The sequence below is a fragment of the Azospira restricta genome, from assembly GCF_016858125.1.
GTDB classification, from domain to species: Bacteria; Pseudomonadota; Gammaproteobacteria; order Burkholderiales; family Rhodocyclaceae; genus Proximibacter; species Proximibacter restrictus.
The window spans coordinates 243,160-268,375 of sequence record NZ_CP064781.1 but is presented as its reverse complement, the minus strand read 5'-3'; the positions used below and the strand labels follow the sequence as shown (position 1 = coordinate 268,375).

Genomic DNA, 25,216 nt, shown 5'->3' with positions numbered 1-25,216 from the left:
GCCGGGTCAGAGATTGACGACCATCTGGTCGCGCGGGTCGACCTCGGCGCGTAGCGCCTCCTGCACGGCGGCGGTGATCGACGCCAGCGCGGCGATCTGCGCGACCAGCGTCGACTCGACGTGCGTCAGCTCGCCGATCCGCTCCTCCAGCGTATCGGTCGCCTGATGGATGCGCTTGATGCTTTCCAGGCGCCGCTTCAGCTGGATCTGGTGCTCGCGCACCTGCGTCTCCATCGGTGCCATGATCGCCTTCAGCCAGCCCTCGGCATGCCGGTTGGCGTGCTCGAAGGCGCGCCGCACCTGCATCGCCACCTCCTCGAAGAACTTTTGCGTGAGGTGCGCCTTGTCGTGGCGCAGCAGCTGGAACATCGTGTTCAGGTGCGTGTCGCACCAGGTTTCCAGGCGGTCGAGCTCCTTCTCGTAGCGCAGCAGCGAGAAGCTCGCCGGGCTGCCCAGCTTGAGGCCGTGCTCGACCGAGAACTTGCGGTAGATCGCCTCCATCATCTTGTGGATCTCGTCGACCTCGCCCTTCGACTTTGCCAGCGCGTCGCGGCTGACCGCGAAGAAGTTGGCCATCGCGTCGGAGAGCTGCTTGGAGAAGGTCGCCTCCAGCATCGACTCGCGCGTCGACTGCGTCAGCGCGCGCAGCGTGTCCAGGCCGAGGTGGGCGAACAGCTTGTTGGTCAGCGTCGAGAAGATGCTGCGCACCGCGTAGTAACGCTGCAGTCCGGATTCGAACTCCTCCTTCTCGGTGCGCACCTTGCCCATCATGTATTCGACGACACCGCGGTTCTTGCCGCGCAGCTCGGTCAGCTCGGCCAGCTGCTCGCGCAGGCCGGCGAGCCGCGATTCGAGCAGGCCGCGCGCGCGCAGGCCGAGCTCGTTGAACTCGTTCTCGGTGTCGTCGCGGACGATCTCCTGCTTGGCCGGGATCAGTTCCTCGGACAGCGCGCGTTCCAGCGCCGGGATGCGGCTCTTCTCGAGCAGCGCGTCGTCGGCGTTGATCTTGGCGACCAGCCCCTTCTGTGCCGACACCGGGAAGATCTGGTTGGCCGGCAGGTTGAGGATGGTGGCGCAGCTGCCGACCTGGCGGGCGATCTCGAAGTCGACCTCGGCCGCGCTCTTCAGCTCGTCCCACTGGCCGTCGATCTTGTTCAGCACGACGAGGCGCCCCTTCTTGCGGCCGTCCGGCGCGTCGACGTGCTCCTTCCAGATGGCGAGGTCGGACTGCGTGACGCCGGTGTCGGCGGCGAGGATGAACAGCACCGCGTGCGCGTTCGGCAGCAGCGACAGCGTCAGCTCGGGTTCGGTGCCGATCGCGTTCAGCCCCGGCGTGTCGAGGATGACCAGCCCCTGCTTCAGCAGCGGATGCGGGAAATTGATGACGGCGTGCCGCCAGCGCGGGATTTCGACCATGCCCTCGGCGTCGACCCGGAATGCGGCGAGCGAATCGTCGGCGAGGTCGAAGCCGAGGTGCTCGGCGGTCTCGCGGCTGACGCGGGTGACCTCGCTGACGTGGCGCAGCGTTTCCTGCATCGCCTCGGCCGAGGCGACGTCGAGCGGCACGCGCCGCCACTCCTCGGGAAACTTCTTGTATTCGCTGACGCCGGCGCTGTTGGCGCGCGTCTCGATCGGCAGCAGTTCGACGCAGGGCGGCTTCGCCGGGTCGTACATCAGCTCGGTCGGGCACATCGTCGTCCGCCCGGCCGACGAGGGCAGCATGCGGTTGCCGTAGTCGGCGAAGAAAATGGCGTTGATCAGCTCCGACTTGCCGCGCGAGAACTCGGCGACGAAGGCGACGTGCAGGCGGTCCTCGCGTAGCCGCTCGAGCAGCTGGGTCAGGCGCAGGTCGGTCTGCGCGTCGTTCAGTTCGTTGTCGGCGAGCCAGTTGCGCAGGCGCTCCAGGCCTTCGCCGAGCTGGCTCCGCCATGCGGCATAGGCGGCGAATTGCTGGGCAAGCGACATGATCGGTCCGGGTCGGTCAGATGGCCGCACTTTATCATGCGCCCGCACCAAATCAACGGCATAAATCAAGGGGATGCACGCGCCGCGCGGCGTTCAGCGCTGGCAGCGCGGGCACCAGTAGGTGCTGCGCCCGGCCTGGCGCGTGCAGCGCACCGGCGTGCCGCAGGCCGGGCAGGGCGCGCCGTCGCGGTCGTAGACGGCGCAGCTGAGCTGGAAGCAGCCGGCGCCGCCGTCGCTGTGCACGTAGTCGCGCACGCTGCTGCCGCCGGCGGCGATCGAGTCGGCGAGCGTCTCGCGCACCGCCTCGGCGAGGCGGTCGCAGCGCCCGGCGGCGATCCGGTTGGCGGCGCGCAGCGGCGAGATGCCGGCGCGAAAGAGGCTTTCCGACGCGTAGATGTTGCCGACGCCGACCAGCAGGTGGCCGTCCATCAGCACCGGCTTGACCGGCGCCGAGCGCCGGTGCAGCGCCGCATGCAGCCAGCGCCCGTCGAATTCCGGCGACAGCGGCTCGATGCCGAGCACGGCGAGCAGCGGGTGCGTTTCCGGCGCGGCTTCGGTCCACGCCAGCACGCCGAAGCGGCGCGGGTCGCGCAGGCGCAGCACGGTGTCGCCGAAGTCGAGGTCGACGTGGTCGTGCTTCTGCGGCGGCGTTTCCGGCGCCACCAGGCGCAGGCTGCCGGACATGCCCAGATGCAGGATCAGCCAGCCGCCGCCGAAGTCGAAGACGAGGTACTTGCCGCGCCGGGCGATGCCGGCGAGCGCGCGCCCGGAGAGCAGGCGCGGCAGTTCGGGCGGGATTTCGTGGCGCAGCCGCGGCGTGCGCACCGTCGCCGCGCGCACGGTCTTTCCGGGGAGGTAGGGCAGCAGCCCCTGACGGCTGACTTCGACTTCGGGCAGTTCGGGCATGGCGTGATGGATCTCGGGCGGCAGCGGAGCGACTTGAGGGCGTGGGGAAAAGGCCATAACATGCCGAACCATTATTGCCCGAATGTCTCCAATCTTCCACACGGGCAAGCAGGGAAACCATGAAATCGATCAAGCGCGCTGCGTTGGCCGCAGCAGTGGCCCTCGCCTTCTCGGCGCCGACGCTGGCCGCCGGCAAGCCGAAAGCGCCGCGCGAGGCCGCCAAGCCGGCGCCCGCGCCGCTCTCCGCCGAGCTCTACCGCAGCCACCTCGGGCAGGCGGTCTACCAGGTGCTGCTCGGCGAGATCGCACTGCAGCGCGGCAACCACGAACTGGCGGTCGGCGCCTACGGCGACCTCGCCTACCGCACGCGCGACCCGAAGGTGCTCGAACGGACGGTCGAGGTGGCCAGCATCAGCCGCCGCTTCGACGTCGCCTACGAGGCCGCCCGCCTCTGGGTCGAGATCGAGCCGGAGTCGATCAACGCCCGGCAGACGCTGGCGGCGGTGCTGATCATGCAGAACCGCGCCGACGAACTCGGGCCGCAGGTGACGATCCTGCTCGAGAAGGACAAGGACAACCTGATCGACAACCTGCTGCGGATGAACCGCATGCTGTCGCGTCTGCAGGACAAGGCCGGTGCCTACCGCATGCTGGACAAGGTGCTGGCGCCCTACGCCGGCATCGCCGAGGCGCATTACGCGCTGGCGACCGCTGCCTATCACGCCGGCGAGCGGCAGGCGGCGCTGGCCGAGGTGCGCAAGGCGTCGTCGCTGCGCCCGGAGTGGGAGGCGCCGGCGCTGTTCGAATCGCAGCTCGTCGCGCGCGATTCGGCCGCGGCCGCGATCGAGGTGCTCGAGCGCTTCGTCAAGGCCAACCCGCAGGCGCGCGACGTCCGCCTGCACCTGGCCCGCGGCCTGATCGCCGAGAAGCGCTACGGCGACGCGCGCAAGCATTTCGACCGCCTCCTCGCCGAGCATCCGGATAGCCCCGAGCTGATGTACCCGGTCGCCGTGCTGGCGCTGCAGCAGAACGACGTGGCGACCGCCGAGCCGCTGCTCTTGCGCATCCTCGAAGGCGCCGAGTCCGCCGAGCGCACGGTGGCAGCCTACTACCTCGGCCAGATCGCCGAGGAACGCAAGGACCACGCCGGCGCGATCGCCTTCTACAAGCGCGTCAGCGCCGGCGAGCAGTTCGTGCCGGCGCAGGTGCGCATCGCCAACCTGCTGCTGAAGGAGGGCGGCGGCCTGTCGATGGCGCGCACCCATCTGCAGGATTCGGCGAAGCGGCAGCCGCAGGCGAAGGTGCAGTTCGTCATCGCCGAGGCGCACCTGCTGCGTGATGCCGGGCGCGACGAGGAGGCGCTGGCGCTGCTCGATGCCGTCATCGCCGAGCAGCCGAACCAGGCCGACGTCCTCTACGATGCCGCGCTGCTTGCCGAGAAGCTCGGCCGCATGGAGGTGCTGGAGGGCAATCTGCGCCGCGTCATCGAACTGCGTCCGGACAGCGCGCACGCCTACAACGCGCTCGGCTACAGCTTCGCCGACCGCGGCATCCGCCTCGAGGAGGCCCGGCAGCTGATCGCCAAGGCGGTCGAGCTGGCCCCGGAGGACCCGTTCATCATGGACAGCCTGGGCTGGGTGCTCTTCCGCAGCGGCGACTTGCAGGGTGCGCTCGACAAGCTGCAGAAGGCCTACGCGCTCAAGCCCGACGCCGAGATCGCTGCGCACCTCGGCGAGGTGCTGTGGGTGCTCGGCCGCCAGGACGAGGCGCGGCGGATCTGGGCCGAGGCCGGCAAGCTGCATCCCGACAACGGCGTGCTCAAGGCCGTGCGCCAGAAATTCGCGCCCTGAGTCCGTCCGTGCCGCGTTTCCTGTCGTTGCTGCTGGCGCTCGCCGTCGCCGCCTGCGCCACCGTGCCGCCGCCCGCCGGCGGCCTGCCGGCGCGCGATGCGGTCGGCGACTTCGGCCTCGACGCGCGCTTCTCGCTGACCTACGCCATGGAGCGCCATGCCGGCCGCCTCGCCTGGGTGCATCGCGGCGCCGGCGACGAGCTGCGCATCTCCTCCCCGTTCGGCCAGACCGTCGCCGAAATCTCCGTCGATCCGCAACAGGCGCGCCTGGTCGCCGCCGACGGCCAGGTCCGCGAGGCGGCCGGGGCCGAGCAGCTGCTGCACGACGTGCTCGGCTACCCGCTGCCGATCGGCAGCCTCGCCGCCTGGGTGCTCGCCCGGCCGCGCCCCGGCGCGCAGCTGGAGGCCGACGCGCAGGGGCGGCCGCGGCGGATCGTCGACGACGGCTGGCAGATCGATTACGACTACGACGACGCGGCGGCGGATGCGCTGCCGTCCCGCCTTGTCGTGACGCGCGACGGCGGCCCCGAGCTGCGCCTGCGCATCGAGGAGTGGCGGGCGCCATGAGCGACTGGAACTGGCACAGCGCATGGCCGGCGCCGGCCAAGCTCAACCTCTTCCTGCACGTCGTCGGCCGCCGCGCCGACGGCTATCACCTGCTGCAGACCGTCTTCCGCTTCGTCGACCACGGCGACCTGCTGCGCTTTGCGCCGCGTGCCGACGGCGAGGTGGTGCTGGCGACGCCGTTGCCGGGCGTGCCGCCGGAGTCCGACCTGACGGTGCGCGCCGCGCGCCTGCTGCAGGCCGCGACCGGCTGCCGCGACGGCGTCGAGATTGCGCTGGAAAAGCGCCTGCCGATGGGCGGCGGCCTCGGCGGCGGCAGTTCGGACGCGGCGACGGTCCTGCTCGCGCTCAACCGGCTGTGGGGGCTCGGCCTGCCGCGCGCGCGGCTGCAGGAGGTCGGGTTGGCACTCGGCGCCGACGTGCCGATCTTCGTCTATGGTCGCAACGCCTTCGCCGAGGGCGTCGGCGAAGCGTTCACGCCGGTCGCGCTGTCGTCGGTGTGGTACGTCGTGCTGGAGCCGCCGGTGCAGGTGCCGACCGCCGACATCTTCCGCTCGCCCGCCTTGCGCCGCGACACGCCGGCGATCGCCGCCACCGACTGGCGGCCGGGCGTCGGCGGCAACGACCTGCAGCCGATCGCCGTCGAACTGTATCCGGCGATCGCCGAGTACCTCGGCTGGCTGTCGGCGTTTGCCGAAGCGCGGATGACCGGTTCCGGCGCCTGCGTCTTCGCCGAGTTCGCGACGCCGGCGGCGGCGGCGGCCGTGCTCGCGGCGTTGCCGGCGGGCTGGCGCGGCTGGGTCGCGCGCGGCCTGCCGGAACATCCGCTCGCCGGGCTTGGCGCTCCCTGAAAATTGCTGTATTATCCGCGCCTCGTTCGAAAGCTCCGCTTTTGGGCGACCGCTGGGGAGTCGCCAAGTTGGTCAAGGCACCGGATTTTGATTCCGGCATTCGAAGGTTCGAATCCTTCTTCCCCAGCCACTGAATTCCAAATCGATCCGGGCGGGTTCTGCAGACCTGCCCGTATTGTTTTCTGCGGCGGATGAGCGACGGCTCGGAGCGACGAGATGGCCTACGACAGCTTGATGATTTTCACCGGCAACGCCAACCCGAAACTGGCGGCCGAGGTCGCTAAACGCTTGCACATCTCGCTCGGCCGTGCCAACGTCGGCCGCTTCTCGGACGGCGAGGTCAGCGTCGAGATCGACGAGCACGTCCGCGGCAAGGACATCTTCGTGCTGCAGCCGACCTGTGCGCCATCGAACGACAACCTGATGGAGCTGCTGGTGATGGTCGACGCGCTGAAGCGCGCCTCCGGCGGCCGCATCACCGCCGCCATCCCGTACTTCGGCTACGCCCGCCAGGACCGCCGCTCGCGCTCGTCGCGCGTGCCGATCGCCGCCAAGCTGGTCGCCAACATGCTGATGGCCTCGGGCGTCGACCGCGTGCTGACGATGGACCTGCACGCCGAACAGATCCAGGGCTTCTTCGACATCCCGGTCGACAACATCTACGCGCTGCCGATCCTGCTCGAGGACATCCAGAAGCAGAACTACGAGAACCTGATGGTCGTCTCGCCGGACCACGGCGGCGTCGTCCGCGCCCGCTCGCTGGCGAAGCGCCTCGAATGCGACCTGGCGATCATCGACAAGCGCCGGCCGAAGGCCAACGTCTCGGAAGTGATGAACATCATCGGCGAGGTCGACGGCCGCACCTGCGTGATCATGGACGACATCGTCGACACCGCTGGCACGCTGTGCAAGGCCGCCGCCGCGCTGAAGGAAAACGGCGCCGGCAAGGTGCTCGCCTACTGCACGCACCCGGTGCTGTCCGGCGCCGCGATCGAGCGCCTGAACGATTCGGCGCTCGACGAGCTGGTCGTCACCGACACCATCCCGCTGTCCGACGAGGCGATGAACTGCAAGCGCATCCGCCAGCTGACGGTCGCCGACCTGCTGGCCGAGACGATCCGCCGCATCAGCAACGAGGAGTCGGTGTCCTCGCTGTTCATCGAATGAGTTTTTTCACCCCCCGGCCTGGTCGCGGGACGGGGGTTTTCAACGCAGTACCAAGGAGCAACCATGCAATTCGAACTGACTGCAAAAAAGCGCACTGACCAGGGTTCCGGAGCGAGCCGCCGCCTGCGTCGCGCTGGCCGCGTTCCGGCCGTCGTCTACGGTGGCAACGAAGCCGCCCAGGCGATCGAGCTCGACCACAACACCATCCTGCTGAACCTGCGCAAGGAAGCCTTCCACGCCTCCGTCCTGACGCTGGACATCGAAGGCAAGAAGGAGCCGGTCCTGCTGCGCGACAACCAGATGCACCCGTACAAGGCGATCGTGCTGCACGTCGACTTCCAGCGCGTCGACCCGAACCAGAAGCTGCACCAGAAGGTGCCGCTGCACTTCGTCAACGCCGACGTCGCCCCGGGCGTCAAGCTCTCCGGCGGCCTCGTCTCGCACACCATCAACGAACTCGACGTCACCTGCCTGCCGGCCAACCTGCCGGAGTTCATCGAAGTCGACCTGAAGGACCTGAAGGTCGGCCAGTCGATCCACGTCAAGGACCTGACGCTGCCGAAGGGCGTGTCCGTCGTCACCCACGGCCAGGACACCAACCCGGTCGTCGTTTCGATCGTTGCCAAGAAGGGCGGCAGCGACGAAGCGGCGGAAGCGCCGGCCGCCTGAGTCGTCCGACTCGGAACGCAAGCCGCCGTCCGGCCGCGAGGCCCGCGGCGGCTTCGTTTTTGTAGCCACCCATGAGTACCGCTCCCCGCCTGATCGTCGGCCTCGGCAACCCGGGCGCCGACTACGAGGATACCCGGCACAACGCCGGCGCCTGGTTCGTCGAGCGCCTGGCGCGCGAGCTGAAGGTTTCGCTCGCGCCGCAGGCCAAGTTCTTCGGCCTCGCCGGCCGCGCCGGCGACGTCTGGCTGCTGTTGCCGACGACCTACATGAACCGCTCCGGCCAGTCGGTGGCGGCGCTTGCGCGCTTCTACAAGATCACCCCGGCCGAGGTGCTGGTCGTCCATGACGAGCTCGACCTGCCGCCCGGCGGCATCCGCGTCAAGCAGGGCGGCGGTGCCGGCGGCCACAACGGCATCAAGGACATCCAGGCGCAGCTGGCGACGCCCGACTTCTGGCGCCTGCGCCTCGGCGTCGGCCACCCGCGCAACCTGAACCTGGCGCAGGACGTCGCCGACTTCGTGCTGCACCGGCCGCGCGCCGACGAGCGCGAGGCCATCGACCGAGCCATCGACCGCTGCCTGCTCGCCTGGCCACAACTGGCCGCGGGCGACTACACCGCCGCGCAGCAACGGCTGCACGGCAAATCGGTATAAGGGAAAAACCATGAGCATGAAATGCGGCATCGTCGGCCTGCCCAACGTCGGCAAGTCCACCCTCTTCAACGCGCTGACCAAGGCCGGCGTCGCCGCCGAGAACTATCCGTTCTGCACCATCGACCCCAGCGTCGGCGTCGTCGAGGTGCCGGACAAGCGGCTCGCCAAGCTCGCCGAGATCGTCAAGCCGCAGCGCGTCGTGCCGGCGGTGACCGAGTTCGTCGACATCGCCGGCCTGGTCGCCGGCGCGTCGAAGGGCGAAGGCCTCGGCAACCAGTTCCTGGCCAACATCCGCGAGACCGACGCGATCGTGCACGTCGTCCGCTGCTTCGCCAACGACAACGTGATCCACGTCTCCGGCAACGTCGATCCGATCCGCGACATCGAGGTCATCGACACCGAACTCGCGCTCGCCGACCTTGCCACCGTGGAAAAGGCGCTGAACCGCTACCGCAAGCCGGCCAACGCCGGCGACAAGGAAGCGAAGCTGCTCGTCGCCGTGCTCGAGAAGTGCTACGCGCAGCTCGACCAGGGCAAGCCGGTGCGCGCGCTCGACCTCTCCAAGGAGGAGTGGGCCAACCTCAAGACCTTCTGCCTGATCACCGCGAAGCCGGTGCTCTACGCGGCCAACGTCGCCGAGAACGGCTTCGAGAACAATCCGCATCTGGATGCCGTGCGCGCCCGCGCCAAGGCCGAGAAGGCCGAGGTGGTCGCCGTCTGCGCGGCGATCGAGGCCGAGATCGCCGACCTCGATGACGAAGAGAAGCAGATCTTCCTCGCCGACCTCGGGCTCGAGGAGCCGGGGCTGGATCGCCTGATCCACGCCGGCTACCACCTGCTCGGCCTGCAGACCTACTTCACCGCCGGCGTCAAGGAAGTGCGCGCGTGGACCATCCACCAGGGCGACACCGCGCCGCAGGCCGCCGGCGTCATCCATACCGACTTCGAGCGCGGCTTCATCCGTGCGCAGACGATTTCCTTCGACGACTTTGTCAAGTACGGCGGCGAGCAGGGCGCCAAGGAAGCTGGCAAGATGCGCGCCGAAGGCAAGGACTACGTCGTCCAGGACGGCGACATCCTGAACTTCCTGTTCAACGTCTAGGCGTCCGCTAGCCCCGCAGGCGAGAACGGCCCGCGCCTGGCGCGGGCCTTTTTTCGTGCCTGTCGCATGCCCCTCGGTCGGCGTACGATGTCCGGTGCGGACACAGGAGGGCTTCCCATGGAGCAGTGCATCCGGTTCTGTACCACGGAAGATGGCGTGCGCATCGCCTATGCCACGTCCGGCGCGGGCTTGCCGATCGTCCGTCCCGGCCACTGGCTGACGCACCTCGAATACGACCTCAAGAGCCCGGTCTGGAATCACCTGCTGGCGGGGCTCTCGGAGCGGCACCTGCTGGTCCGCTACGATCCGCGCGGTACTGGACTGTCCGACCGCGATGTCTCGGACATCTCGCCGGAAGGCTGGCTGCGCGACCTGGAAGCGGTCGTCCGCGACCTGGCGCTGCCGCGCTTCGCCCTGCTCGGAATCTCGCAAGGCGCTGCGACGGCAATCCGCTACTGCGCCAGGCATCCCGAACGCGTTTCGCATCTGGTGCTCTATGGCGCCTATGCCCGCGGGCGCCTGCATCGCGACGATCCGCAATTCGGTCCGGACATGCTCGACGCGATGTGCACGCTGATCGAGAAGGGCTGGGGCAGCGAGGATGCCTCGTACCGGGAGCTGTTCTCGTCGCGTTACGTGGCCAGCGGCAGCCGCGAGGCGATCGCCTGGATGAACGACCTGGAGGCGGTGAGCGCGTCGCCGCGGATGGCGGCGCGCTATTTCCGGGCGATCGCCGATATCGACGTCAGGCCGCTGCTGCCCAAGCTTCACGTGCCGACGCTGGTCCTCCATTGCCGAGACGATCGGGCCGTGCCCTATCGCTTCGGCGTCGAGCTGGCGGCGGCGATCGCCGGCGCGAGGTTCGTGCCGATGGAGGGGGCGAGCCATCTCTTCCTCGAGCATGAGCCCGCATGCCGCACCTTCTTCGACGAGGTGCCGCGCTTCCTCGGCGACCGGCCGCAGCGCTTCAGCCGCCGTGCGCTGGCCCGCCGCGGACGCAGCTGGCGCGAACTGGTCTCGCGCGTGCATCACGCGGTCGAACCGTACTACGTGATCGCTGCGGTCGGCAGTGCGCTCGCCGGCGCCGCCAGCTACCTGCTGTCGCGCCTGGGCTAGCGCCTTATCCCCCCGCGTTCCCCGCGAACACCCGCGCCGTCCGGCCGCCGCGGCTCTTGCCGTGGTACATCGCGTGGTCGGCGCTGTGCAGCAGCGCATCGGGCGTGTCGCCGTGCTCCGGGAAGACGCTGATGCCGATGCTGCTGCCGACGGTGTGCGCGACTTCGCCGTCGCCGATCGGCTCGCAGACGCGGGCGAGGATCTTCTCGGCGACCCGTGCCGCGTCGTCGATGTCGCCGATCTCGTGCAGCAGCACGACGAACTCGTCGCCGCCCATGCGCGCGACGGTGTCGGCGTCGCGCACCGTTTCCCGCAGGCGCATCGCCACCGTCTCGAGTACGCGGTCGCCGGCGGCATGGCCGTGGCGGTCGTTGATCTGCTTGAAGCCGTCGAGGTCGAGCAGCAGCAGCGCCAGCCGGCTGCCGCGGCGCGAGGCGACGCGGATTGCCTGGTCGAGGCGGTCGGTCAGCAATCGCCGGTTCGGCAGCCGCGTCAGCGTGTCGTGGTAGGCGAGGTGGCGGTAGCGCTCCTCGGCTTCGACGCGTAGCGTGATGTCGCTGGTGACGCCGTGGTAGCCGATGAAGTTGCCGGTCTCGTCGAAGCGCGGGTTGCCGCTGACGCTGAGCCAGGCCTGGGCGCCGTCGCCGCCCTGGATGCGGTAGCAGAAGTCGCGGAACGGCTCGTGCCGTTGCAGCGTCGCGATATGCGCCTGCCACGCCTCGCCGCGCACCTCGCTGATGTCGTCGACTTCCCAGCGCGTGCGGCCGAGGATGCTGGTGCGGGGCAGCCGGGCGAGCAGTTCCGGCGGGCCGTCGAAGTGCGTGAAGCGGAACTGCGCATCCTGTTCCCAGTAGAGGTCGGAGGAGAGCTTCACCAGGTCGCGGAAGCGCGCCTCGCTGACGCGCAGCGCGGCCTCGGCGGCGCGCTGCTCGGTGATGTCCGAGACGATCCAGACGGTGCCGTTGCGCAGCTCGCCGATGGTCACCGCCATGCCGGTGACCTCGCTCCAGAACTGCGTGCCGTCGGCGCGCTGCAGGCGCAGCACCTGATGGTAGGGGCGGCCGGCGGTGATCGTCGGTGCCGAGGCCTTGACCAGCGCCTTCCACTGTTCGCGGTTGGGGTGCCAGCGCCACGGCTCCATGCCGATCATCGCCGCGTGCGGATAGCCGAACAGCTCGGCGAAGCGCCGGTTGCAGCTGACCACGTAGTCCGGCGCCGGCTTCAGGAAGACGATGCCTTCGCCGGCGGATTCGAAGATCACCTTCTGCTGCTGCAGCAGCGCGTCGATCTCGTTGCGGCCGAGGATCGCGGCGAGCAGCGTCCGCCGGTGCGAGCGGACCGCGCTGGCGAGGACGCCGGCGGCGATCAGCAGGCCGACGCCGAAGAACAGCGCGAGCTGGGTTTCCATCGTCAGCGCGCGGGCGAGGAACGGCAGGCCGAGGGCCGCCGAGAAGCCGGCCAGCGCCGGCGTGCTTGCCACCAGCGTCGTGCTGCCGACCAGCAGGACGCTGCACAGGACGAGGACGACGACGAATGCTGCGCCGGGGTCGGCGCCGGGCTGCGGCAGCCACGCGAGCAGGCCCCAGCAGAGGCCGGTGAGGCCGGCGAGCAGCGCATAGCCGAGCTCCCAGCAGCGCGCCTGGGCGCTGCGGAAGCGATGGCGGAAGGCGAGGGCGAACAGGAAGCGGCCGCCGCCGAGCGCGAGCAGCGTACCCAGCCATGCCGCGAGCAGCGCGTGCGGCGTCCGTCCGAGCAACCACAGCGCGACCAGCAGCGCCGCGCCGATCGTCGACAGGCCGGCGCTCGGCGCAAGGTCGGCGAGCTGCCGCAGGCAGTCTTCGCGCGTGCGCGCGACGGCGCTCGCCAGCGCCTTGTCTCGGTGGGCGTGCTGTCTCATCCGTTGGTGCCGATGTTGTTTGTGTTATATAAGACTGCCGATTATGCGTCCTTGTCCGCCGCCGTGCCAGCCCAATTTTCTTTTTCCCGACAAATGCTTGCCGTGATCCGGCGAGGCGACGCCGACCCCGGCGGGAGGGCGTCGTGAGCGGTCGTTACCGCGGCCGTTTCGCACCCTCGCCGAGCGGTCCGCTGCACTTCGGCTCGCTGGTTGCCGCCGTCGGCAGCTACCTCGATGCGCGCGCGGCGGGCGGCGAATGGCTGCTGCGCATCGAGGACGTCGACACGCCGCGCAACGTCGCCGGCGCCGCCGACGACATCCTGCGCGTGCTGGCGGCGCTCGGCTTCGAATGGGACGGGGTGCCGGTCTTCCAGTCGCAGCGGCATGCCCGCTATCGCGAAGCGCTCGACCAGCTGCGCCGCCAGGGCGACCTCTACCCGTGTGCCTGCTCGCGCCGCGAGATCGCCGATTCGCGGCTGGGGCCGTCGGTCGATGGCGGCCACGTCTATCCCGGCACCTGCCGCGGCGGCCTGGCGCCGGGCCGCGCGGCGCGCGCGTGGCGGCTGCGCGTCCCGGACGCGGTGGTCGGTTGCGTGGATCGCGTGCAGGGCGAGATCGCGCACAACCTTGCGCGCGAGGTCGGCGACTTCGTGCTGCTGCGCGCCGACGGCCAGTTCGCCTACCAGTTGGCGGTGGTCGTCGACGACGCCGACGCCGGCATCACCGACGTCGTCCGCGGCGCCGACCTGCTCGACTCGACGCCCCGCCAGCTGTGGCTGCAGCAGCGGCTCGGCGTCGCCGCGCCGCGTTACGCGCACCTGCCGGTGGCGACCAATGCCGCCGGCGAGAAGCTCTCCAAGCAGACGCTGGCGCCGGCGCTGCCGGCGAGCGCCGGCGTGCCGGCACTCGCCGCCGCGCTGCGCTTCCTCGGCCAGCCGCTGCCGGCCGGCGGCGAGCGCTGGCCGCTCGCCGAATTCTGGGCGTGGGCGGTCGCCCACTGGGAGATCGCCGCGGTGCCGCGCCGGCGCGGCATCCGCGGCCCGGGTCAGTGCTTGCCGCCGTAGCCGGCGACGCCGATGGCGAGGCGAACCAGCTGGTAGCAGGTCCAGCGCAGCAGCCGCGACGGCCAGGACAGGCGCTGCCACTCGCGCGGGTGGAGTTCGACGGCGCCGCCGCTGATCGCCTCCTGCAGGCTGCGCGTCAGCGTGCGCGCGAAGCCGGCGTCGCGGACGACGACGTTCGCTTCCTTCGCCAGCAGCAGGCTGAACGGGTCGATGTTCGACGAGCCGACGGTCGACCATTCGCCGTCGATCACCGCCACCTTGGCGTGCAGGAAGCTCGGCCGATATTCGAAGACGCGCACGCCGGCGCTGAGCAGGTGGCCGTAGAGCGCCTGCGTCGCATAGTGCTGCAGGCGGTATTCGACGCGCCCCTGCAGCAGCACGCTGACGCGCACGCCGCGGCGGACCGCGTCGAGCAGCGCGCGGCGGAAGCGGAAGCCGGGCAGGAAGTAGGCGTTGGCGATCAGGATCTCGTCCTGCGCGGCCTCGATCGCGTCGATGTAGGCGTCCTCGATCGCGCGCCGGTGGCGGATGTTGTCGCGGATCACCAGCGCCGCGGCCTCCGTGCCGCAGGCGTCGGCGATCGCCGGCAGCCGGCGGTGCGGGGCGAGGCGGCGGCGGAAACTGGCCCAGGCGACGATGTCCCACAGGCGCAGCATGACGCGCCGGATCGGCGCCACCAGCGGCCCCTCGACGCGCACCGCGTAGTCGTAGCGTGGCGCCGTCGCGCCGGGCTGGTTGAGGTCGTCGATGATGTTGATGCCGCCGACGAAGGCGATGCGCGCATCGACCAGCGCCAGCTTGCGGTGCAGGCGCCGCAGGCGGTGCCGGCGCAGCCGGAAGCGTGCGATCTCGCGCCGGTAGACCAGCGCGTGGATGCCCGCCGCGGTGAGCTCGGCGAGTCCGTGGTCGATGAAGCCGGCGGCGCCGAAGCCGTCGACCAGCACACGGACCTGGACGCCGCGAACGGCGGCGCGCTTCAGCGCGTCGATCACCGGGCGGCCGCTGGCATCGTCCTCGAAGATGTAGGTTTCCAGATGGATTTCGTGGCGCGCACCGTCGATCGCGGCGATCAGCGCCGGGAAGAACTCGCGGCCGCTGTTGAGCAGCGTCAGCCGGTTGCCGGGCAGGAACTCAAGCGCCATCGCGCAGCAGCTGCGCCGACAGCGCGGCGTGATCCGAGATCTTCGACCACGGGGCGCCGAAATGCACCTCGGCGCGCTCGACCGAGAAGCCGCGCACGTAGATGCGGTCGAGGCGAAAGAGCGGCAGCCCGGCCGGGAAGCTCCGCGCCGGCCGTCCGGAGGCGCCGCAGAACACCTCGGTCAGCGCCAGGCGATCGCTGAGCAGGTTGTCGGCGCGGTTGCGCCAGTCGTTGAAGTCGCCGGCGATGATCAGCGGCGTGTCGTGCGGCGCAATGCGTTCGAGGTAGTCGGCGAGTGCCGCCATCTGGCGGATGCGCGAGCGGCCGAACAGCGACAGGTGCACGCAGACGCAGTGGACGGCGGCGCCGTCGGGCAGCGAAATCTGGCAGTGCAGCAGGCCGCGCCGCTCGAACTGCAGGTGCGTCACGTCCTGGTTGTGGATGTCGAGGATCGGGAAGCGGGAGAGGATCGCGTTGCCATGGTGGCCGTGGTCGTAGATCACGTTCTTGCCGTAGGCGGTGGCCGCCCAGACGTCCTCGGCGAGGAACTCGTGCTGCGGCTCTTCCGGCCAGTCCTCGTGCCGGCCGGCGTGGCCGAGGTGCAGGCCCTGCACCTCCTGCAGGAAGACGATGTCCGAATCGAGGTGGCGCAGCCGGTCCCGCAGTTCGTGCACCATCATGCGGCGGTTGAACTGCGAGAACCCCTTGTGGATGTTGTAGGTGGTGATGCGCAAGGCAGCGGGCATGCCTCATTCTACCGGGATCGCCCGCCCGCGGCATGGCGGGTGGCTAGCCGTGCCGGTCGTCGAGGCGTCGGATCAGGTCGGCGAGCGGCATCGGGCTGCCGAGCAGGTTGCCCTGCGCGTGGCGGTAGCCCGCCTGATCCAGGAAGGCGAGTTGCGCGTCGGTTTCCACGCCCTCGGCGATCGCTTCCAGCCCGAGCCCCTGCGCCAGCAGCAGCGAGGAGCGGGCGACCGAATCGCAGTAGGGGTCGGACAGCGCGTCGCCGATGCATTGGCGGTCGATCTTGATTGCGCGGAACGGCAGGTGACGCAGGTAGGCCGGGCTGAAGTAGTCCTTGCCGATGCCGTCGAGCGCCAGCGAGACGCCGCGCTCGGCGAGCGTGCCGAGCGTCTTCACCGCCTGCTCCGGGTTGTGCAGGAAGACGCTTTCCGATATTTCCAGTTCGAGTCGGCCGGGCGCGAGGTCGTGGTCCGCGATCGCCGCCAGCGCGTCGTCGGCGAAGGCCTGGCCGCGCAGGATCTGCTGCGGCGAGACGTTGACCGACAGGCGCAGCTGCGGATGCCCGGCGCGCGCCAGCCGCTTGAGCGCGCGGCATGCCTGGCGCAGCGCCCAGCCGCCGAGTTTGGCGATGCTTCCCGAGCGTTCGGCGATGGGGATGAAATGGGCCGCGGCGAGCAGGCCGTACTGCGGATTCCGCCAGCGCAGCAGGGCTTCCGCTGCCACGATGCGGCCGCTGGCGAGTTCGAGCTGCGGCTGGAACAACAGTTCGAACTCGTGGTTGTCGAGGGCGGCGTCGAGGCGTTCCCGGTCGCCTGCCTCGCCCTCGCCCGGATGGCCGGCCGACGGGTCGAAACAGGCGATGCGGTTGCCGCCGGCCTGCTTCGCGCGGTACATCGCGCTGTCGGCGCGCATGATCAGCGTCTCGAACTCCCGTCCATCCTCGGGATAGAGGCTGATGCCGATGCTCGTGCCGACGCGGCCGTAGATGCCGCGCGGTCCGAAGGGAATCGCGAACGCCTCGGCCAGGCGCTGGCACAACGAACGGGCGACCTCCTTGTGTTCGATGTCGGTGAGCAGCGCGACGAATTCGTCGCCGCCGATGCGCGCCAGCGTGTCGTGTTCACGCAGGCGGGCCGCCAGGCGGGCGGCGACCTCCTGCAGCACGCCGTCGCCGACGGCGTGTCCGTACTGGTCGTTGATCGGCTTGAAGTTGTCGAGATCGAAGAAGGCCAGCGCCAGGTGGCCGCCGGTGCGCCGCGCGCGGGCGATCTCGTATTGCGTACGGTCGCGCAGCAGGATGCGGTTGGCCAAGCCGGTCAGCGGGTCCTGCAGCGACTGCTCGCGCACCCGCTCGACGTGGGCGTTTTCCTCGGTGATGTCGCACATGACGCCGACGAACGCTGCCTCCAGCGGCAGGCCGCCCGGGAGTCGCCGGATGTCCAGCTTGCCCAGGTAATCCCGGCCCGACTTGCTGCGGTTCCAGACGCTGCCGCTCCAGCGGCCGGCAGTCGACAGCGTCGTCAGCAGCTTGCGGTGGAATTCCGGCGGGTGGCGGTCGGAGCGCAGCAGCCGCGGCGTGCGGCCGAGCAGTTCGTCCCGCTTGTAGCCGGAAATCTCGCAATAGGCCCGGTTGACGTGGACGATGCGGCTCACGTGGTCGGTGACGACGACACCCAGCGGAATCCGCTCCATGATGCAGTCGCTGAGCGTCTGCCAGCCGGCGCGCGCGGCCGGCGCGTCGACGCTGGAGCCGCGGCTGCCGGCTTCTTCGTCGGCATTGGCGGCACGAGTGGCCGCCGCCAGCCCGACGCGGTTGGAAACGTGGAACTTGCGGAAGATCCGAGCGAGGTGCGTGCGCACGGTCCAGTAGCTGATCCCGAGCTCCTGCGCGATCCGCTTGTCGCGATGGCCGGCGACCGCCAGCGCGCAGATCAGCTGCTCGCGCTCGGTGAGCTTGCCGAGCGCCTGGATGTCCAGCGCGCTCCCTGCATGCGGCGGCGGGGTGCGCTCCGGGCTCGGCGGACGGCCGACGAGTCGGCGCAGATGGAAGAACAGCTCCGCCGGGGCGACCGGCTTCGGCAGGAAGGACTCGGCGCCGGCGCGCAGCGCATCGAGGCGGCGGGCATCGTCGTCGAACCCGGAAACGGCAATGATCGGTGCGTTCGCCGAGCGGCACTGCGACTGGCGCAGGCGACGGATGAAGCTGACTCCCGACTGGCCGAGGCCGAGCACCAGGTCGGTGATGACAACGTCGAAGTCGGCTGCGTCGGCGCCGGCCAGCGCCGATTCGACCGAGTTGAACAGCATCGGCGCCAGCCCCTCCTTGGCGAGGATGCTTTGCAGCAGGAAGCCCTGGATCCGGTCGTCCTCGAGGATCAGCACGCGCCTGCCGGCGATGTCGGCGCTCTCGTCGTCGGCGAAGCTGCCGAGGTAGGTCCGGAAGTCCGCCAGGTGCTGCCAGGAGAACACCTCGGTGACGCCGGCGACGAACGCCTGCTCGGCAGTGACTGCGTCGTCCTCGTTGCCGAGGACGACGATCGGCGTCGTCTCCGAGGCGGAATGGGAGCGGATGCGCGCGACGAGGTCGAGCAGCGAGCCCTGCTGCGGGTTGCCGGTGGCGACGATCAGGTCGAAGGCGGGAGCGTCCTGGGCGAGCGGACAGTCGGGAGTGGGGAGGTCGTCGAAGGTCTCGGCGACCCAGCCGGTATCGTGGAGTAGCGCCACCAGCTTCGAGCGCAGTTCGCCGTTCGGTTCAATGCAGCACGCTCTGGGCGTCATGTCGGTCGGTTACCCTGTAGGCAGTCGCAATGTCCCCGGGTTCCGGCAGCGGCCCGACGCGGAGGGGTCCGGTCGGTTCGGGCGGCAGTGGGTGGGGCAGGCGATATGCTACCGACCTAAAGCGAAAGCGTCTGTCCCTGTTTCTAGCGACGCCGGCGCGCGCCCGTCGCGACGGGCGCCAGGCGGATCACGACACGGCGAGCATCCGCTCCAGCGCGAGCTTGGCCAGCGCCGCCTCGTGCGCGGGCACGCGGATCGGGTTCACGACCTTGCCCTCGGCCAGGTTCTCCAGCGTCCAGGCGAGGTGCTGCGGGTCGATACGCTGCATCGTCGAGCACATGCAGACGGTCGGCGCCATGAACTGGACGATCTTGCCTTCCGGCTTGACCTCGTTGGCCAGCCGGTCGACCAGGTTGAGCTCGGTGCCGACCAGCCAGCGCGTGTTCGCCGGCGCCTCCTTGATCGTCTTCACGATGTGCTCGGTCGAGCCGACGTAATCCGAGTTGGCGCAGACGTCGAAGTTGCATTCCGGATGCGCGATGACGATGCCGTCCGGGTGCTGCTCGCGGAAGCGCTTGATGTGCGAGAGCTGGAACATCTGGTGCACCGAGCAGTGGCCCTTCCACAACAGGATCTTCGCCTTCCTGATCTGCTCCGGGGTGAGGCCGCCGAACTCGAGGTCGGGGTCCCAGACCAGCATCTCGTCCATCGCGATGCCGAGGTTGTGGCCGGTCCAGCGGCCGAGGTGCTGGTCCGGGAAGAAGAGGATCTTCTCGCGCTGGGCGAACGCCCACTGCGCGATCTTGCCGGCGTTCGACGAGGTGCAGACGATGCCGCCGCGCTCGCCGCAGAAGGCCTTCAGGTCGGCCGCCGAGTTGATGTAGGTGACCGGCGTCACCAGCGCTTCCGCCTTGCCCAGCACTTCGTCGAGCTCGCGCCAGCAGCGCTCGACCTTGGCCAGGTTGGCCATGTCCGCCATCGAGCAGCCGGCGGCGAGGTCGGGCAGGATCGCCGTCTGCGTCGGCGCCGACATGATGTCGGCGACCTCGGCCATGAAATGCACGCCGCAGAAGACGATGTATTCGGAATCGGTCTGCGACGCGAGCCGCGACAGCTTCAGCGAGTCGCCGGTGAGGTCGGCGTGCTGGTAGACGTCGGCGCGCTGGTAGTGGTGGCAGAGCAGCACCGCTTTCTTGCCGAGCTTCGCGCGCGCGGCGCGGATGCGCTCCTGGCAATCCTTGTCCTGCATCAGGTTGAACTTGTCGAAGGCGATGGTCTGCATGCTGTTTCCGATCCTGCGAATGGCGTGACGTTCAGTGTTTCAGTTGGTCCACGGCAGTCCGGCCTTGCGCCAGCCGCCGACGTTGCCGCGCCGGCCGGCGGCGTCCCTGTCGCCCTCGAAGCCCTCGAGGATGTTGTAGCTCTCGCTCCAGCCGTTCGCGGCGGCCAGCTCGGCCGCCTTGTGCGAACGCACGCCGCTGCGGCACATGAACAGCGCCGGTACCTCGCGGTCGACCTGCTGCCGCAGCTGCGCGAGGAAGTTCGGGTTGGTCGCGCCCTCCGGCCAGTTCTGCCATTCGATCTCGACTGCGCCCGGGATGCGGCCGACCCACACCCATTCGGCGCGCGTGCGCACATCGACCAGCCGCGCGCCCGGCGCCAGCTGCAGGACTTCGTGGGCTTCCTGCGGCGTCAGCGCGCCGGCGTAGGGGAGTTGCTGGGCCTCGGCGCGCGCGCGGGCCAGTTGCAGAATTTCGGACAGCCTGCCCATGGATCGACCAGAGTGGAGAGGAAGGGGGTGCAAGTATACGGCAGCCGGCGGGCGTCGGCGCGTCTGCCCCGGAATCGTGCCGCGTGTATGTGATGATGCAAATGCACCTATATGGTGCGTTGTTGCGCCGATTTGCACCGCAATGGTGCCTTCTGAAATTGCTGCGGTCGGCCCGGATGCTTGTGGCACAATGCCAAGTCCCGCCGTGGCCGGGTGGCATGCTTTCTGCTCAAAGCGTCACGCACGATTTTTGGTTACCAGCCGGCCGGGCCGGCATTCGTTCAGGAGACTTTGCACTATGGCAACCCCGCAAGACGTCATCAAGCTGGTCAAGGAAAGCGACGCCAAGTTCGTTGACTTCCGCTTCACCGACACCCGCGGCAAGGAACAGCACGTGACCGTGCCGGTCAGCGCGTTCGACGAAGACAAGTTCGAGTCCGGCCACGCCTTCGACGGTTCCTCGATCGCCGGCTGGAAGGGTATCCAGGCCTCCGACATGCTGCTGATGCCGGATCCCGCGACCGCCTACGTCGACCCGTTCTTCGACGAGACCACCGTCGTCCTGACCTGCGACGTCGTCGACCCGACCGACGGCCGCGGCTACGACCGCGACCCGCGCTCGATCGCCAAGCGCGCCGAAGCCTACCTGAAGGCCTCGGGCATCGGCGACACCGCCTACTTCGGTCCGGAACCCGAATTCTTCATCTTCGACGGCGTCGAATGGAACGTCGACATGTCCGGCTGCTCGCTGAAGATCCACTCCGCCGAAGCGGCCTGGGCCTCGGGCGAGAAGAACGAGGGCAACGGCGCCTCCGGCCACCGTCCGACCGTCAAGGGCGGCTACTTCCCGGTGCCGCCGGTCGACAGCCTGCACGACATCCGCTCGGCGATGGTGCTGACGCTGGAAGCGCTGGGCGTGCCGGTCGAAGTGCACCACCACGAAGTGGCCACCGCCGGCCAGTGCGAAATCGGCACCGTGTTCAGCACGCTGGTCAAGCGCGCCGACTGGACGCAGATCCTGAAGTACGTCGTGCATAACGTCGCCCACCAGTACGGCAAGACCGCCACCTTCATGCCGAAGCCGATCGTCGGCGACAACGGCTCGGGCATGCACGTGCACCAGTCGATCTGGAAGGACGGCAAGAACCTGTTCGCGGGCAACGGCTACGCCGGCATGTCCGAGACCGCGCTGTTCTACATCGGCGGCGTCATCAAGCACGCCAAGGCGCTGAACGCGATCACCAACCCGGGCACCAACTCGTACAAGCGCCTCGTGCCGCACTACGAAGCCCCGGTCAAGATGGCCTACTCGGCGAAGAACCGCTCGGCCTCGATCCGCATCCCGCACGTCGCGTCCGACAAGGCCCGCCGCATCGAGACCCGCTTCCCGGATCCGATCGCCAACCCGTACCTGTGCTTTGCCGCGCTGCTGATGGCCGGCCTCGACGGCATCCAGAACAAGATCCACCCGGGCGACCCGGCCGACAAGAACCTGTACGACCTGCCGCCGGAAGAGGACAAGCTGATCCCGACCGTCTGCGCCAGCCTCGACGAGGCCCTTGACGCGCTGGACAAGGACCGCGACTTCCTGACCCGCGGCGGCGTCTTCTCCAACGACTGGATCGATGCCTACATCGCCCTGAAGATGGACGAAGTGAACCGCGTCCGGATGACGACCCACCCGGTCGAGTTCGACATGTACTACAGCTGCTAAGCCGTTCGCAGCGTACCGAAAGGGCGGGGTTTTCCCCGCCCTTTTTCTTTGCGCGGGCTGTACGCCGCTGTCGTTTTGATGCGTTAAACTCGCTGCGACCAGAAGAAGATGGAGGAGCGATGCGACTGACCCCGACGATTGGGCTGCTGGCGCTGGCGTCCCTGCCGGCGTACGCGGAGATCTACAAGTGCACCGACGCGAGCGGCCACGTCACGTATTCCAACGTGGCGACCAAGGGCTGCGCGAAGATGAACCTCGACCCGATCTCGACCATCCCGGCCGCCAAGCCGGCGGCGAAGGCGCCGACGCCGGCCGGCTTCCCGCGCGTCGACGAGGGGGCGCAGAAGGCGCGCGACAGCGACCGGCGCAAGATCCTCGACCAGGAACTGGCGGCCGAGCAGAAGAACCTCGACGACGCGAAGAAGCGGCTGGCCGAGGCCGAGGAGCCGCGTCCCGAGGACCGCAACGTCGGCGGCGCGATCAACCAGGGCAAGGTGCAGGAGCGCACGCAGCCGCTGCGCGACCAGATCCAGCTGCACGAACGCAACCTCGAAGCGATCAAGAAGGAACTGCAGAACCTCCGCTGACGCTCGTCGGCGCGCTTCTTGCTACCCAGAGCGCATGTCCGATCGAACCCTGCACCCCTTCCGCGGCCTCGACCTGCTCGCGTCCGCGGTCGTCCTCGTCGACGACGCCTGCCGCATCCGCTACCTCAACCCCGCCGCCGAAAACCTCGTCGCCGCCAGCCTGAAGACGCTGGCCGGCAAGCCGCTGCAGGAAGTGCTCAACTATTCGCACGGCCTGCAGACCGCGCTCGACGAGGCGCTGCTGAACCGCTGGGCCTACACCGGCCAGAATGTCGAGCTGAAGCGCGCCGACGGCGAGGCGCTGCAGGTCAACTGCACGGTGACCCCGGTCGAGGCCGCCGGCGGCGGCCTGCTGATCGAGATGTGGCCGATCGACCAGCAGCTGAAGGCGAGCCGCGAGGAGCGCCTGCTCGAGCAGCAGCAGGCCAACCGCGAACTGATCCGCAATCTCGCGCACGAGATCAAGAATCCGCTCGGCGGCATCCGCGGCGCCGCGCAGCTGCTCGAGCACGAGCTGGGCGGGCTGCCCAGCGCGCCGGCGCTGCGCGAATACACGCAGGTCATCATCAAGGAGGCCGACCGCCTGCAGGATCTGATGCAGCGCCTGTTGACGCCGCAGCGGCCGATGCATCCGGGGGCGGTGTCGATCCACGAGGTGCTCGAGCGCGTGCGCAGCCTGCTCGTCGCCGAATTCCCACAGACGCTGGCGGTGCGCCGCGACTACGACACCAGTCTGCCCGACCTGGTCGGCGACCGCGAGCAGCTGATCCAGGCGATCCTCAACATCGGCCGCAACGCCGCGCAGGCGATGGGCGGCAGCGGCACGATCACGCTCCGCACGCGTGCCGTGCGCCAGGTGACGCTGGCCAAGAAGCGCTACCGGCTGGCGCTCGAGCTGCGCGTGATCGACGACGGTCCGGGCATCCCGCCGGACATCCGCGAGCGCATGTTCTACCCGCTCGTCTCGGGCCGCGAGGGCGGTTCCGGGCTCGGCCTGACGATCGCGCAGAACTTCGTGCTGCACCATCACGGCACGATCGAATGCGAGAGCCGGCCGGGCTGCACCGAGTTCATCATCCGCCTGCCGCTGGAGTCCCCGGCGAACGGGCACGAAACTCGCTCTGCTTCGGCATGACCCCAACCAAGGCCGCGTGAAAAATCATGAAACCCGTCTGGATCGTTGACGACGACCGCTCCATCCGCTGGGTGCTGGAGAAGACCCTGGCCCGCGAGCAGATTCCGTTCAAGAGCTTCGCCTCGGCGGTCGAGGCGCTGGCGCAGCTCGACCGCGGCGCCGAGGCGCCGCAGGTGCTGCTGTCCGACATCCGCATGCCCGGCCAGTCCGGGCTGGAGCTGCTGCAGCAGGTGAAGGCGCGCTTTCCGGCGCTGCCGGTGATCATCATGACCGCCTATTCCGACCTCGAATCGGCGGTCGCCGCGTTCCAGGGCGGCGCCTTCGAATACCTGCCCAAGCCCTTCGACGTCGACCAGGCGCTGGAACTGATCCGGCGCGCGATCGACCAATCGATGCACCAAACAGGTGCGCCCGAAGAGGCCGGCCTGATGCCGGAGATCCTCGGCCAGGCGCCGGCGATGCAGGAGGTGTTCCGCGCCATCGGCCGCCTGTCGCAGTCGCACGCGACCGTGCTGATCACCGGCGAGTCCGGCTCCGGCAAGGAGCTGGTCGCGCGCGCGCTGCACCGGCACAGCCCGCGCGCCGACAAGCCCTTCGTCGCGATCAACACCGCCGCGATCCCGAAGGACCTGCTCGAATCCGAACTCTTCGGCCACGAGCGCGGCGCGTTCACCGGCGCGCAGGCGCAGCGGCGCGGCCGCTTCGAGCAGGCCGAGGGCGGTACCCTGTTCCTCGACGAGATCGGCGACATGCCGGCCGAACTGCAAACGCGCCTGTTGCGCGTGCTCTCCGACGGCCATTTCTACCGCGTCGGCGGCCACTCGCCGATCAAGGCCAACGTCCGCGTCATCGCCGCGACGCACCAGAACCTGGAGACGCGGGTCAAGGAGGGGCTGTTCCGCGAGGATCTGTTCCACCGCCTCAATGTCATCCGCATTCGGCTGCCGGCGCTGCGCGAGCGGCGCGAGGACATCCCGCTGCTGGCCAAGCACTTCCTCGCCAAGAGCGCGCAGGAGCTCGGCGTCGAGAGCAAGCGCCTGTCCGAGGCGACGCTCAAGTTCCTCACTTCGCTCGACTTCCGCGGCAACGTGCGCCAACTGGAGAACCTCTGCCACTGGCTGACGGTGATGGCGCCGGGGCAGACCGTCGAGATCGCCGACCTGCCGCCCGAATTGCGCGAGGCGGCGCCGGCGGCGAGCGTCGCCGGCGACTGGGAGAGCGCGCTGTCGTCGGAAGTCGACCGCCTGCTCGCCGCCGGCAGCGGCGACGTGCACGAGCGCCTGAGCCAGGCCTTCGAGCGCATCCTGATCAACCGCGCGCTGGCGCACACCGGTGGCCGCCGCATCGAGGCCTCGCTGGCGCTCGGCATCGGCCGCAACACGATCACGCGCAAGATTCAGGAACTCGGCCTCGATCGCGGCAAGGGGGACGAGGCGTAAGCCTCGCGCTACGACGCCTAAGCGTCGCGTTACGACGTTTAGGCGTCGCACTACGCAGCCTGAGCGTTCGTGCGGGGCGGCGTGCCGCCCCGCGCCCGTCGGCG

At 69.3% G+C, this 25,216-nt stretch carries 21 protein-coding genes and 1 tRNA gene; 14 read left to right on the top strand and 8 right to left on the bottom strand.

Annotation, left to right across the window (positions count from 1 at the left end; all coding sequences use genetic code 11):
- Positions 1 to 6 precede the first annotated feature (6 nt).
- Together IWH25_RS01250 and mutM are read right to left on the bottom strand one after the other, a co-directional pair.
- On the bottom strand, positions 7 to 1,965 hold the full coding sequence (locus IWH25_RS01250; protein ID WP_203387550.1) for a dynamin family protein: 1,959 nt from the start codon (positions 1,963 to 1,965) through the stop codon (positions 7 to 9).
- Between the two features lie 93 nt (positions 1,966 to 2,058).
- Positions 2,059 to 2,871: a bifunctional DNA-formamidopyrimidine glycosylase/DNA-(apurinic or apyrimidinic site) lyase gene (gene mutM, locus IWH25_RS01245; RefSeq protein WP_203387549.1), complete on the bottom strand. Its 813-nt coding sequence runs from the start codon at positions 2,869 to 2,871 to the stop codon at positions 2,059 to 2,061.
- A gap of 119 nt (positions 2,872 to 2,990) precedes the next feature.
- On the opposite strand from mutM, the gene IWH25_RS01240 reads away from it, so the two are divergent.
- The 9 genes from IWH25_RS01240 to IWH25_RS01200 all read left to right on the top strand — a co-directional run bounded on the left by IWH25_RS01240 (position 2,991) and on the right by IWH25_RS01200 (position 10,842).
- On the top strand, positions 2,991 to 4,721 hold the full coding sequence (locus IWH25_RS01240; RefSeq protein ID WP_203387548.1) for a tetratricopeptide repeat protein: 1,731 nt from the start codon (positions 2,991 to 2,993) through the stop codon (positions 4,719 to 4,721).
- A gap of 8 nt (positions 4,722 to 4,729) precedes the next feature.
- Positions 4,730 to 5,287 carry a lipoprotein insertase outer membrane protein LolB gene (gene lolB, locus IWH25_RS01235; RefSeq protein ID WP_203387547.1) on the top strand — a complete coding sequence of 186 codons (558 nt, stop codon included), beginning with the start codon at positions 4,730 to 4,732 and terminating at the stop codon, positions 5,285 to 5,287.
- Entirely contained in the window at positions 5,284 to 6,135 is an 852-nt protein-coding gene (ispE, locus tag IWH25_RS01230) for a 4-(cytidine 5'-diphospho)-2-C-methyl-D-erythritol kinase (protein WP_203387546.1), read from the top strand. The genes lolB and ispE overlap by 4 nt, the downstream gene beginning before the upstream one ends.
- A gap of 53 nt (positions 6,136 to 6,188) precedes the next feature.
- Positions 6,189 to 6,265: transfer RNA gene (locus IWH25_RS01225), tRNA-Gln, on the top strand.
- A gap of 86 nt (positions 6,266 to 6,351) precedes the next feature.
- Positions 6,352 to 7,302 carry a ribose-phosphate diphosphokinase gene (locus IWH25_RS01220; protein ID WP_203387545.1) on the top strand — a complete coding sequence of 317 codons (951 nt, stop codon included), beginning with the start codon at positions 6,352 to 6,354 and terminating at the stop codon, positions 7,300 to 7,302.
- Positions 7,303 to 7,365: 63 nt separating this feature from the next.
- Positions 7,366 to 7,971 carry a 50S ribosomal protein L25/general stress protein Ctc gene (locus tag IWH25_RS01215; protein ID WP_203387544.1) on the top strand — a complete coding sequence of 202 codons (606 nt, stop codon included), beginning with the start codon at positions 7,366 to 7,368 and terminating at the stop codon, positions 7,969 to 7,971.
- 71 nt (positions 7,972 to 8,042) lie between these two features.
- Positions 8,043 to 8,624 (top strand): aminoacyl-tRNA hydrolase, encoded by a 582-nt coding sequence (gene pth, locus IWH25_RS01210; RefSeq protein WP_203387543.1) that lies wholly within the window; start codon positions 8,043 to 8,045, stop codon positions 8,622 to 8,624.
- A 10-nt stretch (positions 8,625 to 8,634) separates the two neighbouring features.
- On the top strand, positions 8,635 to 9,726 hold the full coding sequence (gene ychF / locus IWH25_RS01205) for a redox-regulated ATPase YchF (RefSeq protein ID WP_203387542.1): 1,092 nt from the start codon (positions 8,635 to 8,637) through the stop codon (positions 9,724 to 9,726).
- A 117-nt stretch (positions 9,727 to 9,843) separates the two neighbouring features.
- The gene (locus IWH25_RS01200) at positions 9,844 to 10,842 is read left to right on the top strand and encodes an alpha/beta fold hydrolase (protein WP_203387541.1); all 999 of its coding nucleotides are present in this window, start codon (positions 9,844 to 9,846) and stop codon (positions 10,840 to 10,842) included.
- Between the two features lie 4 nt (positions 10,843 to 10,846).
- On the opposite strand, the gene IWH25_RS01195 is transcribed toward IWH25_RS01200, so the two are convergent.
- A complete protein-coding gene (locus tag IWH25_RS01195; RefSeq protein ID WP_203387540.1) occupies positions 10,847 to 12,739 on the bottom strand; it encodes a sensor domain-containing diguanylate cyclase in 1,893 nt (630 codons plus the stop codon).
- 143 nt (positions 12,740 to 12,882) lie between these two features.
- Between IWH25_RS01195 and gluQRS the strand changes: the two genes are divergently transcribed.
- Positions 12,883 to 13,803, top strand: a complete 921-nt coding sequence (gene gluQRS, locus IWH25_RS01190; RefSeq protein ID WP_203387539.1) for a tRNA glutamyl-Q(34) synthetase GluQRS — start codon at positions 12,883 to 12,885, stop codon at positions 13,801 to 13,803.
- On the opposite strand, the gene clsB is transcribed toward gluQRS, so the two are convergent.
- The 5 genes from clsB to IWH25_RS01165 form a co-directional block, all read right to left on the bottom strand.
- Complete coding sequence (clsB, locus tag IWH25_RS01185; protein WP_203387538.1) at positions 13,785 to 14,945, bottom strand: cardiolipin synthase ClsB; 1,161 nt, start codon at positions 14,943 to 14,945, stop codon at positions 13,785 to 13,787. The two genes, gluQRS and clsB, sit on opposite strands and share 19 nt — an antisense overlap.
- Positions 14,935 to 15,690, bottom strand: coding sequence for an endonuclease/exonuclease/phosphatase family protein (locus IWH25_RS01180; protein ID WP_203387537.1), 756 nt, complete (start codon positions 15,688 to 15,690; stop codon positions 14,935 to 14,937). The genes clsB and IWH25_RS01180 overlap by 11 nt, the downstream gene beginning before the upstream one ends.
- Before the next feature lie 43 nt (positions 15,691 to 15,733).
- On the bottom strand, positions 15,734 to 18,466 hold the full coding sequence (locus tag IWH25_RS01175) for an EAL domain-containing protein (RefSeq protein ID WP_203387536.1): 2,733 nt from the start codon (positions 18,464 to 18,466) through the stop codon (positions 15,734 to 15,736).
- A gap of 187 nt (positions 18,467 to 18,653) precedes the next feature.
- Positions 18,654 to 19,748: a quinolinate synthase NadA gene (nadA, locus tag IWH25_RS01170; protein ID WP_203387535.1), complete on the bottom strand. Its 1,095-nt coding sequence runs from the start codon at positions 19,746 to 19,748 to the stop codon at positions 18,654 to 18,656.
- A gap of 39 nt (positions 19,749 to 19,787) precedes the next feature.
- On the bottom strand, positions 19,788 to 20,237 hold the full coding sequence (locus tag IWH25_RS01165) for a rhodanese-like domain-containing protein (protein ID WP_203387534.1): 450 nt from the start codon (positions 20,235 to 20,237) through the stop codon (positions 19,788 to 19,790).
- Positions 20,238 to 20,535: 298 nt separating this feature from the next.
- On the opposite strand from IWH25_RS01165, the gene glnA reads away from it, so the two are divergent.
- From glnA to ntrC, 4 genes are all read left to right on the top strand, one after another.
- A complete protein-coding gene (gene glnA, locus IWH25_RS01160; protein WP_203387533.1) occupies positions 20,536 to 21,951 on the top strand; it encodes a type I glutamate--ammonia ligase in 1,416 nt (471 codons plus the stop codon).
- A gap of 119 nt (positions 21,952 to 22,070) precedes the next feature.
- A complete protein-coding gene (locus IWH25_RS01155; RefSeq protein WP_203387532.1) occupies positions 22,071 to 22,538 on the top strand; it encodes a DUF4124 domain-containing protein in 468 nt (155 codons plus the stop codon).
- Between the two features lie 34 nt (positions 22,539 to 22,572).
- The gene (gene glnL, locus IWH25_RS01150; protein WP_203387531.1) at positions 22,573 to 23,673 is read left to right on the top strand and encodes a nitrogen regulation protein NR(II); all 1,101 of its coding nucleotides are present in this window, start codon (positions 22,573 to 22,575) and stop codon (positions 23,671 to 23,673) included.
- Positions 23,674 to 23,699: 26 nt separating this feature from the next.
- Positions 23,700 to 25,112 (top strand): nitrogen regulation protein NR(I), encoded by a 1,413-nt coding sequence (gene ntrC / locus IWH25_RS01145; protein WP_203387530.1) that lies wholly within the window; start codon positions 23,700 to 23,702, stop codon positions 25,110 to 25,112.
- Positions 25,113 to 25,216: the final 104 nt, after the last annotated feature.